Origin of the sequence: Kitasatospora sp. NBC_00374, from assembly GCF_041434935.1 — a bacterium.
Classification (GTDB): domain Bacteria; phylum Actinomycetota; class Actinomycetes; order Streptomycetales; family Streptomycetaceae; genus Kitasatospora.
Window position 1 is genome coordinate 4,695,001 of the sequence record NZ_CP107964.1, and the last position, 15,912, is coordinate 4,710,912.

12 protein-coding genes and 2 rRNA genes (1 of these 14 only partly in view) are annotated in these 15,912 nt (G+C 68.4%); 11 read left to right on the forward strand and 3 right to left on the reverse strand.

Annotated features, from left to right (window positions below):
• From OG871_RS21155 to pstB, 10 genes are all read left to right on the forward strand, one after another.
• A 23S ribosomal RNA gene (locus tag OG871_RS21155) occupies nt 1–2,838 on the forward strand; it begins 284 nt to the left of the window's first position.
• 87 nt (nt 2,839–2,925) lie between these two features.
• Nucleotides 2,926–3,042, forward strand: a 5S ribosomal RNA gene (rrf, locus tag OG871_RS21160).
• A gap of 158 nt (nt 3,043–3,200) precedes the next feature.
• A complete protein-coding gene (mshD, locus tag OG871_RS21165; protein WP_371498532.1) occupies nt 3,201–4,175 on the forward strand; it encodes a mycothiol synthase in 975 nt (324 codons plus the stop codon).
• 231 nt (nt 4,176–4,406) lie between these two features.
• Nucleotides 4,407–6,878, forward strand: coding sequence for an RNA degradosome polyphosphate kinase (locus OG871_RS21170; protein WP_371498533.1), 2,472 nt, complete (start codon nt 4,407–4,409; stop codon nt 6,876–6,878).
• 106 nt (nt 6,879–6,984) lie between these two features.
• Nucleotides 6,985–8,073, forward strand: a complete 1,089-nt coding sequence (locus OG871_RS21175) for a CHAD domain-containing protein (RefSeq protein WP_371498534.1) — start codon at nt 6,985–6,987, stop codon at nt 8,071–8,073.
• Nucleotides 8,074–8,613, forward strand: a complete 540-nt coding sequence (locus tag OG871_RS21180) for an NUDIX hydrolase (protein ID WP_371498535.1) — start codon at nt 8,074–8,076, stop codon at nt 8,611–8,613.
• A 298-nt stretch (nt 8,614–8,911) separates the two neighbouring features.
• Entirely contained in the window at nt 8,912–10,045 is a 1,134-nt protein-coding gene (pstS, locus tag OG871_RS21185) for a phosphate ABC transporter substrate-binding protein PstS (RefSeq protein WP_371498536.1), read from the forward strand.
• A 155-nt stretch (nt 10,046–10,200) separates the two neighbouring features.
• The gene (gene pstC / locus OG871_RS21190) at nt 10,201–11,184 is read left to right on the forward strand and encodes a phosphate ABC transporter permease subunit PstC (protein ID WP_371498537.1); all 984 of its coding nucleotides are present in this window, start codon (nt 10,201–10,203) and stop codon (nt 11,182–11,184) included.
• A gap of 76 nt (nt 11,185–11,260) precedes the next feature.
• Nucleotides 11,261–12,331: a phosphate ABC transporter permease PstA gene (gene pstA, locus OG871_RS21195; protein WP_371498538.1), complete on the forward strand. Its 1,071-nt coding sequence runs from the start codon at nt 11,261–11,263 to the stop codon at nt 12,329–12,331.
• 38 nt (nt 12,332–12,369) lie between these two features.
• Nucleotides 12,370–13,146 (forward strand): phosphate ABC transporter ATP-binding protein PstB, encoded by a 777-nt coding sequence (gene pstB / locus OG871_RS21200; protein WP_371498539.1) that lies wholly within the window; start codon nt 12,370–12,372, stop codon nt 13,144–13,146.
• Between the two features lie 151 nt (nt 13,147–13,297).
• On the opposite strand, the gene OG871_RS21205 is transcribed toward pstB, so the two are convergent.
• Together OG871_RS21205 and OG871_RS21210 are read right to left on the reverse strand one after the other, a co-directional pair.
• Nucleotides 13,298–14,293 (reverse strand): anion permease, encoded by a 996-nt coding sequence (locus tag OG871_RS21205; protein ID WP_371498540.1) that lies wholly within the window; start codon nt 14,291–14,293, stop codon nt 13,298–13,300.
• A gap of 5 nt (nt 14,294–14,298) precedes the next feature.
• Nucleotides 14,299–14,919, reverse strand: a complete 621-nt coding sequence (locus tag OG871_RS21210; RefSeq protein WP_371498541.1) for a DUF47 domain-containing protein — start codon at nt 14,917–14,919, stop codon at nt 14,299–14,301.
• Nucleotides 14,920–15,154: 235 nt separating this feature from the next.
• On the opposite strand from OG871_RS21210, the gene OG871_RS21215 reads away from it, so the two are divergent.
• Nucleotides 15,155–15,586: a metal-sensitive transcriptional regulator gene (locus tag OG871_RS21215; protein WP_371498542.1), complete on the forward strand. Its 432-nt coding sequence runs from the start codon at nt 15,155–15,157 to the stop codon at nt 15,584–15,586.
• Nucleotides 15,587–15,658: 72 nt separating this feature from the next.
• On the opposite strand, the gene OG871_RS21220 is transcribed toward OG871_RS21215, so the two are convergent.
• Nucleotides 15,659–15,841 (reverse strand): hypothetical protein, encoded by a 183-nt coding sequence (locus tag OG871_RS21220; protein WP_371498543.1) that lies wholly within the window; start codon nt 15,839–15,841, stop codon nt 15,659–15,661.
• Between the last annotated feature and the right edge of the window lie 71 nt (nt 15,842–15,912).

The following is a 15,912-nucleotide window of genomic DNA, read 5'->3' on the forward strand; positions in this document are numbered from 1 at the left end:
TGTGAGACCCGGCAGGGGTTGCCACTTCGGGGTCGTGGGAAAGTTCTTCAGTCGTCTGCCGGCGGCTGGGTGAGTCAGAAACCGTATGGGTAGTCGAAGGACATGCGAAAGGTCCGGCGTAGAGGGTAAGACCCCCGTAGACGAAACTTGTACGGCTCACTTGAGCTTCTCCCAAGTAGCACGGAGCCCGAGAAATTCCGTGTGAATCTGGCGGGACCACCCGCTAAGCCTAAATATTCCCTAGTGACCGATAGCGGATAGTACCGTGAGGGAATGGTGAAAAGTACCGCGGGAGCGGAGTGAAATAGTACCTGAAACCGTGTGCCTACAAGCCGTGGGAGCGTCGGATGCGCAGCTTGCTGTGTGTCTCGTGACTGCGTGCCTTTTGAAGAATGAGCCTGCGAGTTTGCGGTGTGTAGCGAGGTTAACCCGTGTGGGGTAGCCGTAGCGAAAGCGAGTCCGAATAGGGCGGTTGAGTTGCATGCCCAAGACCCGAAGCGGAGTGATCTAGCCATGGGCAGGTTGAAGCGCGGGTAAGACCGTGTGGAGGACCGAACCCACCAGGGTTGAAAACCTGGGGGATGACCTGTGGTTAGGGGTGAAAGGCCAATCAAACTCCGTGATAGCTGGTTCTCCCCGAAATGCATTTAGGTGCAGCGTCGTGTGTTTCTTGCCGGAGGTAGAGCACTGGATAGGCGATGGGCCTCACCGGGTTACTGACCTTAGCCAAACTCCGAATGCCGGTAAGTGAGAGCACGGCAGTGAGACTGTGGGGGATAAGCTCCATGGTCGAGAGGGAAACAGCCCAGAACACCGACTAAGGTCCCTAAGCGTGTGCTAAGTGGGAAAGGATGTGGAGTCGCAGAGACAACCAGGAGGTTGGCTTAGAAGCAGCCACCCTTGAAAGAGTGCGTAATAGCTCACTGGTCAAGTGATTCCGCGCCGACAATGTAGCGGGGCTCAAGTACACCACCGAAGTCGTGTCATTCACATATATAGGCCCAACGGCTGTGTGGATGGGTAGGGGAGCGTCGTGTGCCGGGTGAAGCAGCGGAGGAATCCAGTTGTGGACGGTACACGAGTGAGAATGCAGGCATGAGTAGCGATACAAGAGTGAGAAACTCTTGCGCCGATTGACCAAGGGTTCCTGGGTCAAGCTGATCTGCCCAGGGTAAGTCGGGACCTAAGGCGAGGCCGACAGGCGTAGTCGATGGACAACGGGTTGATATTCCCGTACCCGCTTTGAAGCGCCAACGTCGAACCTCTTGATGCTAAGCCCGTGAAGCCGGCCCGGAGTCTTCGGACAAAGGGACGTGGTGGAGCCGGTGACCCAACAGGGTAGTAGGTGAGCGATGGGGTGACGCAGGAAGGTAGTCCAGCCCGGGCGGTGGTTGTCCCGGGGTAAGGGTGTAGGCCGAGTGATAGGCAAATCCGTCACTCATTGAGGCTGAGACCTGATGCCGAGCCGATTGTGGTGAAGTGGATGATCCTATGCTGTCGAGAAAAGCCTCTAGCGAGTTTCATGGCGGCCCGTACCCCAAACCGACTCAGGTGGTCAGGTAGAGAATACCGAGGCGTTCGGGTGAACTATGGTTAAGGAACTCGGCAAAATGCCCCCGTAACTTCGGGAGAAGGGGGCCATTCCTGGTGACGAGTCTTGCACTCCGAGCTGGGGGTGGCCGCAGAGACCAGCGAGAAGCGACTGTTTACTAAAAACACAGGTCCGTGCGAAGCCGTAAGGCGATGTATACGGACTGACGCCTGCCCGGTGCTGGAACGTTAAGGGGACCGGTTAGTCACATTTCGGTGTGGCGAAGCTGAGAACTTAAGCGCCAGTAAACGGCGGTGGTAACTATAACCATCCTAAGGTAGCGAAATTCCTTGTCGGGTAAGTTCCGACCTGCACGAATGGCGTAACGACTTCTCGACTGTCTCAACCATAGGCCCGGTGAAATTGCATTACGAGTAAAGATGCTCGTTTCGCGCAGCAGGACGGAAAGACCCCGGGACCTTTACTATAGCTTGATATTGGTGTTCGGTTCGGCTTGTGTAGGATAGGTGGGAGACTTTGAAACCCAAACGCCAGTTTGGGTGGAGTCGTCGTTGAAATACCACTCTGGTCGTGCTGGATGTCTAACCTGGGTCCGTGATCCGGATCAGGGACAGTGTCTGGTGGGTAGTTTAACTGGGGCGGTTGCCTCCTAAAGAGTAACGGAGGCGCCCAAAGGTTCCCTCAGCCTGGTTGGCAATCAGGTGTTGAGTGTAAGTGCACAAGGGAGCTTGACTGTGAGACTGACGGGTCGAGCAGGGACGAAAGTCGGGACTAGTGATCCGGCGGTGGCTTGTGGAAGCGCCGTCGCTCAACGGATAAAAGGTACCCCGGGGATAACAGGCTGATCTTCCCCAAGAGTCCATATCGACGGGATGGTTTGGCACCTCGATGTCGGCTCGTCGCATCCTGGGGCTGGAGTAGGTCCCAAGGGTTGGGCTGTTCGCCCATTAAAGCGGTACGCGAGCTGGGTTTAGAACGTCGTGAGACAGTTCGGTCCCTATCCGCTGTGCGCGTAGGAGTGTTGAGAAGGGCTGTCCCTAGTACGAGAGGACCGGGACGGACGAACCTCTGGTGTGCCAGTTGTCCTGCCAAGGGCATGGCTGGTTGGCTACGTTCGGGAGGGATAACCGCTGAAAGCATCTAAGCGGGAAGCCTGCTTCGAGATGAGCACTCCCACCTCCTTGAGAGGGTAAGGCTCCCAGTAGACGACTGGGTTGATAGGCCGGATATGGAAGCCCTGTGAGGGGTGGAGTTGACCGGTACTAATAGGCCGAGGGCTTGTCCTCAGTTGCTCGCGTCCACTGTGTTGTTCTGAAACAACGACCCCACACCGTTTGGTCACGGGTGTGGTGCGGTTGACAGTTTCATAGTGTTTCGGTGGTCATAGCGTGAGGGAAACGCCCGGTTACATTCCGAACCCGGAAGCTAAGCCTCAAAGCGCCGATGGTACTGCAGGGGGGACCCTGTGGGAGAGTAGGACGCCGCCGAACAATCTTTCAGAGAAGCCCCTCCCGGGTCACCCGGGAGGGGCTTTTCGCGTTCCCGGACCGGACCGGCCGAGCCCAGGCAGGACGAGGCCCGACCGGACCGCCGTGGTTCGCCCCGGCCGCCGGGTGGACGGCAGCTGATGCGGCGTAAGGTCGCTGGCATGGAGACCGCTGAGCACCTCTCGCGCGCCGACGACCAGGGCCGGATTCTGGCGACGGACTCACTCACCCCGGAACAGCTCGACGTGGCTCGGGCCGTGCTGACCGCGGCCGCCCGGGCGGACGGGCGGGAAGCCGTCTCGGAGGCCGGCCGGCTGAGGATCAAGGCGGACAGTCCGCGCCCCGGGGTGCGCCATCTGGTGCAGACGTACGCCGACGCGCCCGGCGGGTACGCCCAGCTGGAGAGCACCGGCCCGGCCGCCGCGGCCGCCGAGCTCGCGGTACTGCCGGCCCTCCGGGGCAGAGGACTGGGCCACCGCCTGGTCGACCAGGTGCTGGCCGCGGCCGGGCCCGGCACCTCCGTGGACTTCTGGGCGCACGGCGGTCACCCCGCCGCGGGCCGGCTGGCCGAGGTCTACGGGGCGGAGCTGGTACGTGAGCTGCGGCAGATGCGCAGGATCGGGGACGTGCCCGAGGAGGTGCCGCTGCCTGCGGGGATCGGGCTCAGCACCTTCCGTCCGGGCGAGGACGACGAGGCCTGGCTCCGGCTGAACGCCCTGGCCTTCGCCCACCACCCCGAGCAGGGCGGCTGGACCGCGGACGACCTCGCGGACCGGCTGGCCGAGCCGTGGTTCGACGCGGCCGGCTTCTTCCTGGCGACCAGGGACGGCGAACCGGTGGGCTTCCACTGGACGAAGGTGCACCCGGACGGCCTCGGCGAGGTGTACGTGGTCGGCGTGGCCCCGGGCGAGCAGGGCAGCGGTCTCGGCCGGGCGCTGACGGCCGCCGGCCTGCGGTACCTGCTGCTGGAGCGTAACGTGCCGGCGGTACTTCTTTATGTGGACGCTGACAATCCGGCCGCTGTGCGGGTATATGAGCGGTTGGGGTTCGCCGTCCACGAGGTGGACCTGATGTACCGCGTCCAGGCGGCCGCCGTCGGAGCCGGGCCGCACTCCCGGGTGCAGCCACAGGGGTGACCGACTCAGCTTTCCTCCCGGCCATGCGGTGTTTACCGTGGATTCAATTGACACCGCGAAGATCACAGGATGAAGCCCGAAGTGCCTCGTCCACGTACCGCCCACCGACCGGCCGGTAATCCGCCGGCCGCCCACGGTGGGTGGACGCCGGTGCAGCGGGACGAGGGCCGGGTGGGCGCCACCGGCGCTTCGTACCACCGCGACTTCGCCCTGCAGGAGGAGCTGGAAACCATGAGCATCCCTCGGCCTGTCTCCACCTCGATTCCGTCGGCGCCCGGCATCCCGGGCTCCGGTACGGCCGAGGGACCTGCATCTGCGGCATCCGACGGCTCGGCGGCCACGCCCGTCGGCCAGGACCGGGACGAGGGCACCGCGGCTCCGGCCCGGGCGGCCAAGCGCGGCGCCGCGAAGAAGGCCACGCCGGTCAAGCGCGCGGCGGCGGCCAAGCGCAGCACGGCCAAGCGGGCCGCCGCGACGCCCGCCAAGCGGACGGTGACGCCCAAGCCGACCGCCGCGGCGAGGACGGTCGGCGCGGTGGTGCCCGCCCCGGCGCTGGCGAGCGCCCTGACGCTCGGCCTCGGTGCCGAGGAGGGGCCGCAGACGGCGGCCGGCGCCGACCACGGGCTGGACGAGCTGCCGCAGGGCCGTTTCCTGGACCGCGAGCGCAGCTGGCTGGCGTTCAACGAGCGGGTGCTGGAGCTGGCCGAGGACCCGACCATCCCGCTGCTGGAGCGGGCCAAGTTCCTGGCGATCTTCGGGTCGAACCTGGACGAGTTCTTCATGGTCCGGGTCGCCGGCCTCAAGCGCCGGATCGCGACCGGTGTCGCGCAGAAGTCCGCGTCCGGGCTGCAGCCGCGCGAGGTGCTCGACCTGATCTGGCGCCGCTCGCGCGAGCTGATGGCGCGTCACGCGGCGACCTTCCAGCAGGAGGTGCTGCCGGACCTGGCGGCCGAGGGGATCGAGCTGGTCCGCTGGTCGGAGCTGGTGGACAAGGACCAGTCCCGGCTGCACGCGCTGTTCCGGCAGCAGATCTTCCCGGTCCTGACGCCGCTGGCGGTCGACCCGGCGCACCCGTTCCCGTACATATCGGGACTGAGCCTCAATCTCGCCGTGGTGGTCCGCAACCCGGTCTCCGGTCACAAGCACTTCGCCCGGGTGAAGGTGCCGCAGTCGCTGCCGCGTTTCCTGGAGGCCTCGCCGCAGCGGTACGTGCCGCTGGAGGACGTGATGGGGGCGCACCTGGAGGAGCTCTTCCCGGGGATGGAGGTGCTCGCCCACCACGCCTTCCGGGTCACTCGCAACGAGGACCTGGAGGTGGAGGAGGACGACACCGAGAACATCCTCAAGGCGCTGGAGAAGGAGCTGATGCGGCGCCGGTTCGGGCCGCCGGTGCGCCTGGAGGTCGAGGAGTCGATCGACCCCTACATCCTGGACCTGCTGATCCGCGAGCTGAACATCACCGAGGCCGAGGTGTTCCCGCTGCCCGGTCCGCTCGACCTCACCGGGCTGTTCGGGATCGCGGACCTGGACCGTCCGGAGCTGAAGTACCCGAAGTTCGTGGCCGGCACCGCGCGCGGCCTGACCGACGTCGAGTCGGCCTCGCAGCCGGACATCTTCGCCGCGATGCGTGAGCGGGACGTGCTGCTGCACCACCCGTACGACAGCTTCTCCACCTCCGTGCAGGCGTTCCTGGAGCAGGCCGCAGCCGATCCGCACGTGCTGGCGATCAAGCAGACGCTGTACCGGACCTCCGGCGACTCGCCGATCGTGGACGCGCTGACCGACGCCGCCGAGTCCGGCAAGCAGGTGCTGGTCCTGGTCGAGATCAAGGCCCGGTTCGACGAGCAGGCCAACATCAAGTGGGCCCGCAAGCTGGAGGAGGCCGGCTGCCACGTGGTCTACGGGCTTGTCGGCCTGAAGACGCACTGCAAGCTGTCGCTGGTGGTCCGGCAGGAGGGCGACACCCTGCGCCGGTACTCCCACGTGGGGACCGGCAACTACCACCCCAAGACGGCGCGGCTCTACGAGGACCTGGGTCTGCTGACCGCCGACCAGCAGGTCGGGGCGGACCTGTCGGACCTGTTCAACCGGCTGTCCGGCTACTCGCGCCGGGAGTCCTACCGGCGGCTGCTGACGGCGCCGCGCGGGCTGCGGGACGGTCTGATCTCGCGGATCAACGGCGAGATCGCCCACCACCGGGCGGGCCGCCCGGCGTACGTCAAGATCAAGGTCAACTCCGTCGTCGACGAGCAGCTGATCGACGCGCTGTACCGGGCCTCGCAGGCCGGGGTGCCGGTGGACGTGTTGGTGCGCGGGATCTGCGCGATCCGGCCGGGGGTGGCCGGACTGAGCGAGAACGTCAGGGTGCGCAGCATCCTCGGGCGGTTCCTGGAACACTCCCGGGTCTTCGTCTTCGGCAACGGGGGCGACCCGGAGGTGTGGTTCGGCAGCGCCGACATGATGCACCGCAACCTGGACCGCCGGATCGAGGCGCTGGTGCGGGTCGCCGACCCGGCGCACCGGGCGGAGCTGTCCGGGCTGCTGGACCTCGGGATGTCGGACGGGACCGAGTCCTGGCACCTGGGGGCGGACGGCAGCTGGACCAGGCACTCCCAGGACGCCGAGGGCCAGGCTCTGCGGCACATCCAGGGCCTGTTGATCGACTCGCGACGCCGCCACCGCAGCTCGGCGGTCACGCGTTGACCGGACAGCGCTGACCGGCTGCGGTCGGAGCACGGGAGCACCGGACACCAGCCCCGGGTCCGCCGCCACGGCGTGGGCCCGGGACCACATCGGGGAGAGCAGTGCCATGACCGAAGCGCCGACCACGGCAGCCGCGGCCTCCGCGGCGACCGTCGGGGAGGTCCTTGCCGGCTATCTCACCGCGCAGGCGGGGGTGTTCCTGCGCGCGCTGCCGCAGGCGGTGGGGGAGGCGGGTTCGAGACCGGGCGCGCTGCCGGCGTCGGCGGCGGCCGCGGACGATCTGCTGCGGGCCGTGCGGCGGGTCGGCGGGGTGCTGCACACCTTCGGTACGGTGTTCGAGCAGAGCTGGGCCGAGGAGGCCAGGACCGAGCTGCGGTGGCTGCTGAACCTGCTGGGCCAGGAGCCGGCGTACCAGCGGCGGGCGGCCCGGCTGCTGGCGGCCGTCGACTCGCTCGGCGAGACCGCCGGGGAGGGGCCCGGCATGCTCGCCGGGCACGCCGGGACGCCGAAGGCACGGGCCCTGCTGGAGCGGCAGCTGACCCTGGCGCGGACCAGGGCGCACACCGCGGTGCTGCAGGAGTTGCGGTCGGCGCGGCTGCACGCGCTGGCCGACCGGATGACGCTGCTGGCGGGTGACGTCCCGCTGGCGGCCCCGGCGGCCGCCCGGCCGGCGGCGGAGCTGCCCGGGCAGGCCGCGGGCGCGTTGGCGGCGCTGGTGGCGGGGGCGGAGCGGCTGCCGCTGAGCCGGGCCGCCACTCCGTACGGCGGCGACGGTCTGCACCGGCTGGCCACGGTGCCGGCGGCCCGGGGGCCGGTGCTGGACGCGGAGGCCGCGCTGGCCGCGGACGACGCGCCGTGGCACCGGGTGCGGATCCTGGTGAAGCGGGCCAGGTACGCGTTGGAGGTCTGCCGGCGGCCGGTGCCGGAGCTGGACGGGCTGGACGCGGTGCTGGACCGGCACCAGGAGGCCGCGGACGCCGCGGTGACCGCCGCGACGGCGGCGCGCACGCCCAGGATCACCCCGGCGACCGCGTACGTGCTCGGCGTGGTGCATGCTGATCAACGACTGGAGGTGGAGGCGGCGCGATACGCCTTCGGCCACCAGTGGCCGACGCTGTCCCTCGGCCTGGCGGCCGGGTGGGGATCCCCCCGGCCGGAGTCCGGGGGCGTACCCCCTGCACCACGGATGGCATGAATGGGCGACCGCCTGACCGCCGCGCGCGACGCGGCCCGTACGTACGGATCCCGCACGGGTGCGGGCGGTGGTGGGGCGGGGGCGCGCCGGGGGCGGGTCGAGCGTTCGACGATTCTCGCCGCCGGTGCGGTGCTGTGGGTGCCGGGCCCGGTGGCGAAGGACGGGCGGCGCCGGAAGAAGCCGCGGATCGCGCTGGTCCACCGGCCCAAGTACGACGACTGGAGTCTGCCGAAGGGCAAGCTGGAGCCGGGTGAGGGCTGGCGGGCGGCGGTGCTGCGCGAGGTGCGGGAGGAGACCGGCCTCGACTGCGTGCTGGGGGAGGAGCTGCCCGCCCAGCACTACCGGGTGAACGGCCGGCCGAAGGAGGTCCGGTACTGGGCGGCGGTGCCGACCGGGGGCGGGTTCGCGCCCAACCGTGAGGTGGACCGGTTGGAGTGGCTGGCGCCGCGGAAGGCCCGGGCGCGGCTCACCCACGTCCGGGACCGGGAACTGGTGGACGCCCTGCTGGCGGTGCTCGGCAAGGACGTCCGCCAGGTCTGAAACCTGTGGGTGGACCGCCTCCGGACCCGTGGGTGGACCGCCGCGGGCTAGGACCGGCCGGTCCTGGTGATCTCGCTGCGCTCTGCTCGTGACGCAACCGTTACTACCGGCCGCAGTTTCCTGTCGTCCGTTCGAGGTTCACTCCCCGTTCATTTGCGACCGCCTGATGCGTCACCTGCCCGGCCTAACTTCGGGTCTACCGGAGGGCCGAGCAAGGCCCCGGACCACAGCAGAACCCGCGTCGCGGAGCCCCTCGGGGCCGGCCCGGCGCAGGTGCTGCCTCAGAAAGGGACACCCTGTGAAGCTCCAGCGGAACGGCCGCTCCAAGGCCCTCGCCATCGGTGCCGTGGCGCTCGTCAGCTCGCTGTCGCTCGCCGCGTGCGGTACCGACGACAACACCAAGCCCGCCGCCGGCGGCTCCTCCGGTTCGGCCGCCTCGGCCGCGGCGATCGCCTGTGCCAAGGGCGGCCAGCTGCTCGGCGCGGGTTCCACCGCCCAGGGCAACGCGGTCGACGTCTGGAAGGCCGCGTACGGCGCCGCCTGCTCCGGCACCACCGTGACGTACGGCGCGGTCGGCTCGGGCGCCGGCATCCAGCAGTTCAACCAGGGCAAGGTGGCCTTCGCCGGCTCCGACTCGGCCCTCAAGCCGGCCGAGGTCGACGCCTCCAAGGCGGTCTGCACCGGTGGCCAGGGCGTCAACCTGCCGATGGTCGGCGGCCTGATCTCGGTCGTCTTCAACGTCGAGAACGTCGACAAGCTCGTCCTGGACGGCCCGACCATCGCGAAGATCTTCGACTCGCAGATCACCAAGTGGAACGACCCGGCGATCGCCGCCCTGAACCCGGGTGTCAACCTGCCGGCCGCCGACATCCAGGCGATCCACCGCTCGGACGACTCGGGCACCACCGAGAACCTGACCAAGTACCTGGCCAAGGCCTCGGGCGGCGCCTGGACCTACCCGGCGGCGAAGACCTGGGCGGGCAAGGGCGGCCAGTCGGCCAACGGCAGCGCCGGTGTGTCGGCCCAGGTGAAGCAGGTCAAGAACTCGATCAGCTACGTCGAGCTCTCCTTCGCCCAGACCAACAAGCTGACCAGCGCCGCCATCAACACCGGCGCCAGCAAGCCGGTCGAGGCCACCGCCGCCAACGGCGCCACCACCTTCTCCAAGGCGAAGATCGCCGGCACCGGCAGCGACCTGGCCCTGACCCTCGACTACGCGACCAAGGACGAGGGCGCCTACCCGCTGGTCCTGGTCACCTACGAGATCGCCTGCGACAAGGGCAACAAGGCCGAGAGCCTCGACCTGCTCAAGTCCTTCCTGACCTACACCATCAGCGACAACGGTCAGCAGGCCATCGGCCAGGCCGGTTACGTGCCGCTGCCGAAGGAACTGTCCTCCAAGGTCCAGGCTGTTATTCCGACCCTGGCCTGATCCTCGGGACCACGGTGGGGCGGCCCTCAATGGAGGGGGCGGGGCCGCCCCACCGGGTGACCGGGGTACTGATCCACCGACCGACACACGTCCGGGGCACCGCCGCCATGGTGCCGCCCCCGCGGGGCAGCGCCGCCAGACCGGAGTAAACGATCATGACTTCATCGCCCCCTGCCGACACTGCAGGCAGGGCCCGCCCGACCCGGCGCGACAGCCGGCTCGGCGACAAGGTTTTCTTCAACCTCTCCCGGGGGTCGGGCATCCTGCTGCTGGTCATCATGGCCGCCATCGCGGGCTTCCTGGCCTACCGGTCCGCGCTCGCCCTGGGGAAGAACGAGGGCAACTTCTTCACCACCTTCGAGTGGACCCCGGACGGCACCAAGCCGGTCTTCGGCATCGCGGTCCTGACCTTCGGCACCCTGGTCAGCGCGCTGATCGCGATGCTGATCGCGGTGCCCGTCGCCGTCGGCATCGCGCTGTTCATCTCGCACTACGCGCCGCGCCGGATCGCCCAGCCGTTCGCCTACCTGGTGGACCTGCTCGCGGCGGTCCCCAGCATCGTCTACGGCCTGTGGGGCGTGCTCTTCCTGGTCCCGCACATGGACGGTCTGACCAGCTGGATGGACCAGTACCTGTCCTGGACGTACGTGTTCGACCAGACCAAGGGCGGCGCCCCGGCCCGCAACCTGTTCACGGTCGGCATCCTGCTGGCGATCATGATTCTGCCGATCATCACCGCGGTCACCCGCGAGGTCTTCCGGCAGGTCCCGCGGATGCACGAGGAGGCGGCCCTCGCCCTCGGCGCCACCCGCTGGGAGATGATCCGCACCGCGGTGCTGCCGTTCGGCCGCCCCGGCATCATCTCGGCCTCGATGCTCGGCCTCGGCCGCGCGCTCGGTGAGACGATCGCCGTCGCGATCGTGCTCTCCAGTAACAGCCTCCTCTCGCTGCACCTTCTCGACCCGGGCGGCGGCACCTTCGCGCAGAACATCGCGCTCAAGTTCAACGAGTCCCAGCCGTTCGGGCGTGACGCCCTGATGGCCTCCGGCCTCGTCCTGTTCGTGATCACCCTGCTGGTGAACGGCGCCGCCCGGATGATCATCGCGCGCCGCAAGGAGTACTCGGGGGCCAACGCGTGAGTGAGCGAAGCGAACGAACCATGGACAGGTGCGAACGGCGCTCTTGCGCCCCGACGAGCGCAGCGAGGAGTGCCGCATGAGTGTCACCACCACCACGCCGCCGGCTCCGCTGCTGCGCCGCGACCTGACCGCCGCCCGGCTCCCGAAGTGGGCGCCGATCGGGGTGGCCGTCCTCGCGATCGCGCTCGGCTGCGCGATCGGCGCGGGCGCCGGCCTCGCCAGCCACATCCAGTGGGGCCTGATCGCGGCCGCCCTGTTCCTGGTGATCAGCTACGGGCTCTCGGCCAAGGTCGAGGGCCGCCGACAGGCCAAGGACCGGTTCGCCACCTCGGTGGTCTGGGTCGCGTTCATCCTCGCCGTCGTCCCGCTCGGTGCGCTGACCTTCTACACCGTCCAGCAGGGCGCGGACGCCATCGACGGCGACTTCCTGACCCACTCGATGAAGGGTGTGGTGGCCTCCACCACGGCCGACGGCGGTATCTACCACGCCATCATCGGCACCCTGGAACAGGTGCTGCTGGCCACCCTGATCGCCGCTCCGATCGGCCTGCTGACCGCCGTCTACCTGGTCGAGTACGGCCGGGGTCGGCTGGCGCAGGCGGTCACGTTCTTCGTCGACGTCATGACGGGTGTCCCGTCGGTCGTCGCCGGTCTGTTCATCTTCTCGCTCTGGTCGATGTTCAAGCAGGGCTACTCCGGCTTCTCCGGCAGTCTCGCGCTCGCCATCCTGATGATCCCGGTCGTGGTCCGCTCCGCCGAGGAGATGCTCAAGCTCGTCCCGAACGAGCTGCGCGAAGCCTCGTACGCCCTCGGTGTGCCGAAGTGGAAGACCATCGTCCGGATCGTCATCCCGACCGCCATCGGCGGTATCACCACCGGTGTGATGCTGGCCGTCGCCCGCATCACGGGTGAGACGGCGCCGGTCCTGATGCTGGTGTTCGGCAGCGATGTCATCAACAACGACCCGTTCCACGACCCGCAGCAGTCTCTGCCGCTCTACATCTGGCAGCAGTACACCGTGGTCAACAACGAGTTCGGCTATGACCGCGCATGGGGTGCGGCGCTGGTGCTGATCGCCTTCGTGATGGGGCTCAACCTCGTCGCACGGGGCATCGCCCGCTGGCGTTCGCCCAAGGCCGGGCACTGACACCGACTGACGTACGAGACGAGAGAAGACGAGAGATCATGGCAAAGCGCATCGACGTCAGCGGACTGTCCGCCTACTACGGCACCACCAAGGCCATCGAGGACATCTCGATGACCGTCGAGCCCCGCTCGGTGACGGCCTTCATCGGCCCGTCCGGCTGCGGGAAGTCGACCTTCCTGCGCACCCTCAACCGGATGCACGAGGTCATTCCCAACGCCCGGGTCGAGGGCAAGGTGATGCTCGACGACGAGAACCTCTACGGTTCCAACGTCGACCCGGTCGCCGTGCGGCGCTCGGTCGGCATGGTCTTCCAGCGCCCCAACCCGTTCCCGACCATGTCCATCTACGACAACGTGGTGGCCGGCCTCAAGCTCGCGGGCGTCAAGAAGAAGGCCGTGCTGGACGGCGTGGTGGAGAAGTCCCTCAAGGGGGCCAACCTCTGGAACGAGGTCAAGGACCGGCTGAACAAGCCCGGCGCCGGCCTCTCCGGCGGCCAGCAGCAGCGGCTGTGCATCGCCCGCGCCATCGCGGTCGAGCCGCAGGTGCTGCTGATGGACGAGCCCTGCTCGGCCCTCGACCCGATCTCCACCCTCGCCATCGAGGACCTGATCGGCGAGCTGAAGGCCCAGTACACGATCGTCATCGTGACCCACAACATGCAGCAGGCGGCCCGCGTCAGCGACCGCACCGCCTTCTTCAACCTGGCCGCGGTCGGCCAGCCGGGCCGGCTGATCGAGCTGGACGACACCCAGCGGATCTTCTCCAACCCGTCGGTCCAGGCCACCGAGGACTACATCTCCGGCCGCTTCGGCTAGGCACGCCGGCCGCTGTCGCGGACAGAAGCTGCTCTGTGGTGCTGCATGGCGGTGCCACCGCAGAGCGTGCGAGAAGGGCCCGCCCCCGTGATGTGGGGGCGGGCCCTTCCGTCTGTCGGTCGGCGTCCGGCCGGACGCCGGGCCGGGTGGGTCAGCCGAAGACCAGGTCGATGATCCAGTAGATCACCGCGGCCACGATCGCCGCGGCCGGCATGGTGATGAACCAGCCCAGCACGATGTTCTTGGCCACGCCCCAGCGCACCGCGCGGATCCGCTTGGTGGCGCCCACGCCCATGATCGCCGAGGTGATCACGTGGGTGGTGGAGATCGGCGCCTTGAAGACGAACGACGTGATGTACATGATCGTCGACGCGGTGGCCTCGGCCGCGAAACCCTGCGGCGGGTCCAGCTCGATGATCTTCCGGCCGAGCGTCCGCATGATCCGCCAGCCGCCGGCGTAGGTGCCGAGCGACAGGGCGGTCGCGCAGGAGATCTTGACCCAGATCGGGATGTCGTTGGTCGACTGGTGGCCCGAGATGGTCAGGGCCATCACCACGATGCCCATCGTCTTCTGGGCGTCCTGCAGACCGTGGGCCAGCGCCATCGCGGCGGCCGAGGCGGTCTGCGCGACCCGGAAGTTGCGCTTGGCCTTGTGCGGGTTGGCCTTCCGGAAGATCCACAGGATCGCCAGCATGACCAGGAAGCCGAAGAGCAGGCCGACGACCGGGGAGACGAACATCGGGATGACGATCTTGTCCAGCACGCCGGACCAGATCACCTGGGTGCCGCCGGCCAGCGCCGCGCCCACCATGCCGCCGAACAGCGCGTGCGAGGAGGAGGACGGTAGGCCGAAGTACCAGGTGAGCAGGTTCCAGGCGATCGCGCCGAACAGGGCCGCGAACAGGATGGCCATGCCCTGCTGGCCGGTCGGGGTCTCGATGATCCCGCTGGAGACCGTCTTGGCCACCCCGCTGCCGAGGAAGGCGCCGGCCAGGTTCATCACGGCGGCCATCGCCAGGGCGACCCGGGGGGTGAGCGCCCGGGTGGAGACCGAGGTCGCGATCGCGTTGGCGGAGTCGTGGAAGCCGTTGGTGTAGGTGAAGAAGAACGCGACGCCGAGGACGGCGATCAGTGTTGCCGTGTCCACGCTGGTCAGGACTCCTTGACCGCGATGGTCTCCACGGTGTTGGCGACGTGCTCGAACGCGTCGGCCGCCTCTTCGAGGACGTCGACGACCTGCTTGAGCTTGAGCACCTCGATGGCGTCGTACTGGCCGCTGAAGAGGTGGGCGAGCAGCTTGCGGTGGATCTGGTCCGCCTGGTTCTCCAGTCGGTTGACCTCGATCCAGTACTCGGTCAGGTTCGACATCGAGCGCAGGTTCGGCATCGCCCCGGCGGTCAGCTCCGCGGCCCGGGCCAGCACCTCGATCTGCTGCTCGACACCCTTCGGCAGGGTCTGGATGTCGTAGAGGACGACCAGGTCGACGGCCTCCTCCATGAAGTCCATGATGTCGTCCAGCGAGGAGGCCAGGCTGTAGATGTCCTCGCGGTCGAAGGGCGTGATGAAGGAGGAGTTCAGCTGGTGGAACACCGCGTGGGTGGTGTCGTCCCCGGCGTGCTCGGCGGCGCGCATGCGCTCGACGATGTCCGCGCGGGCCGACACGTCTGCACCCAGCAGTTCCAGCAGGAGCTTCGATCCGACGACCAGGTTCTCCGCGGCAGCGGCGAACATGTCGTAGAAGCTCGTCTCCTTCGGGGTCAGGCTAAAACGCACGGAAATCTCCGATGTGCGGGGGCGGGACTGAACGATGCTAGGCGCAAGCCGTCCGAACAGTGCAAACGGGGGTTGACGTGACGCCTCAGTGTGGCCCAAACTCGGCCGGTTTGCTCCTGCCCTGCATGAGCGGTTCCCGGGCCGCCGCCCGGACGGCGGAACACCGTACCGGCCCGGGGTGTTGGACACTGGGGGTTCAGGCAGAGGCGAGCAGCAAGGACGGAAGGCGAGCCGGATGACCACGATCCCGACGCGCACCGAGGACGTACCGGCGCCCGGCGACGGCGGGCGCGGTGCCGGTGGCCAGACCGGTGCCCAGCAGGCCGGGGCGCCGCACGGCGAGGCCCCGAGCAGCGGTGCGGGGCACGGTGACGGCGGGCACGGCCCGCACGGTTACAGCTCGCAGAAGAGCGAGCACCTCAAGAGACTGCGGCGGATCGAGGGCCAGATCCGCGGTCTGCAGCGGATGGTCGACGAGGACGTCTACTGCATCGACATCCTGACCCAGGTCTCGGCCGGGACGAAGGCACTGCAGTCCTTCGCGCTCGCGCTGCTGGAGGAGCACCTGCGGCACTGCGTCGCCGCCGCGGCCGAGGAGGGCGGGGCCGAGCTGGACGCCAAGGTGGCGGAGGCCACCGCGGCCGTCGCCCGGCTGCTGCGGTCCTGAGCCCGGTACCCCCGAGCCGCCGCGCTCCCCGGCCGCCGGGCGGGCGGGCGGTGCGGCGCCGCTGAGGGCCGGTCAGCCGCCGGGCCCGTCCGACCGCGGGTCGGGGGCCCGGTCCAGCAGCACCTCGTCGATCTGCTCGGTGGCCAGCCGCTCCTCCTCGCTGGTGGACGCGGCGATCATCAGTTCACCGGCCAGCTCGATCTCGTCGAGCGCCGTCTTGTCGTGGCCGCCTGCCCGGCCGTCCGCGGACGCCACCTGCACCACCACCCCTTCAGCGCCACCTGCCGGTCCGGACGGCAGCCCCGGCTGTCCAGCGTAGGCAGGAC

What these genes read in the sequence shown, in the direction of transcription:
- mshD (WP_371498532.1), top strand. Translation starts at nt 3,201, where the DNA reads ATGGAGACCGCTGAGCACCTCTCGCGCGCCGACGACCAGGGCCGGATT.
- OG871_RS21170 (WP_371498533.1), top strand. Translation starts at nt 4,407, where the DNA reads ATGAGCATCCCTCGGCCTGTCTCCACCTCGATTCCGTCGGCGCCCGGC.
- OG871_RS21175 (WP_371498534.1), top strand. Translation starts at nt 6,985, where the DNA reads ATGACCGAAGCGCCGACCACGGCAGCCGCGGCCTCCGCGGCGACCGTC.
- OG871_RS21180 (WP_371498535.1), top strand. Translation starts at nt 8,074, where the DNA reads ATGGGCGACCGCCTGACCGCCGCGCGCGACGCGGCCCGTACGTACGGA.
- pstC (WP_371498537.1), top strand. Translation starts at nt 10,201, where the DNA reads ATGACTTCATCGCCCCCTGCCGACACTGCAGGCAGGGCCCGCCCGACC.
- pstA (WP_371498538.1), top strand. Translation starts at nt 11,261, where the DNA reads ATGAGTGTCACCACCACCACGCCGCCGGCTCCGCTGCTGCGCCGCGAC.
- pstB (WP_371498539.1), top strand. Translation starts at nt 12,370, where the DNA reads ATGGCAAAGCGCATCGACGTCAGCGGACTGTCCGCCTACTACGGCACC.
- OG871_RS21215 (WP_371498542.1), top strand. Translation starts at nt 15,155, where the DNA reads ATGACCACGATCCCGACGCGCACCGAGGACGTACCGGCGCCCGGCGAC.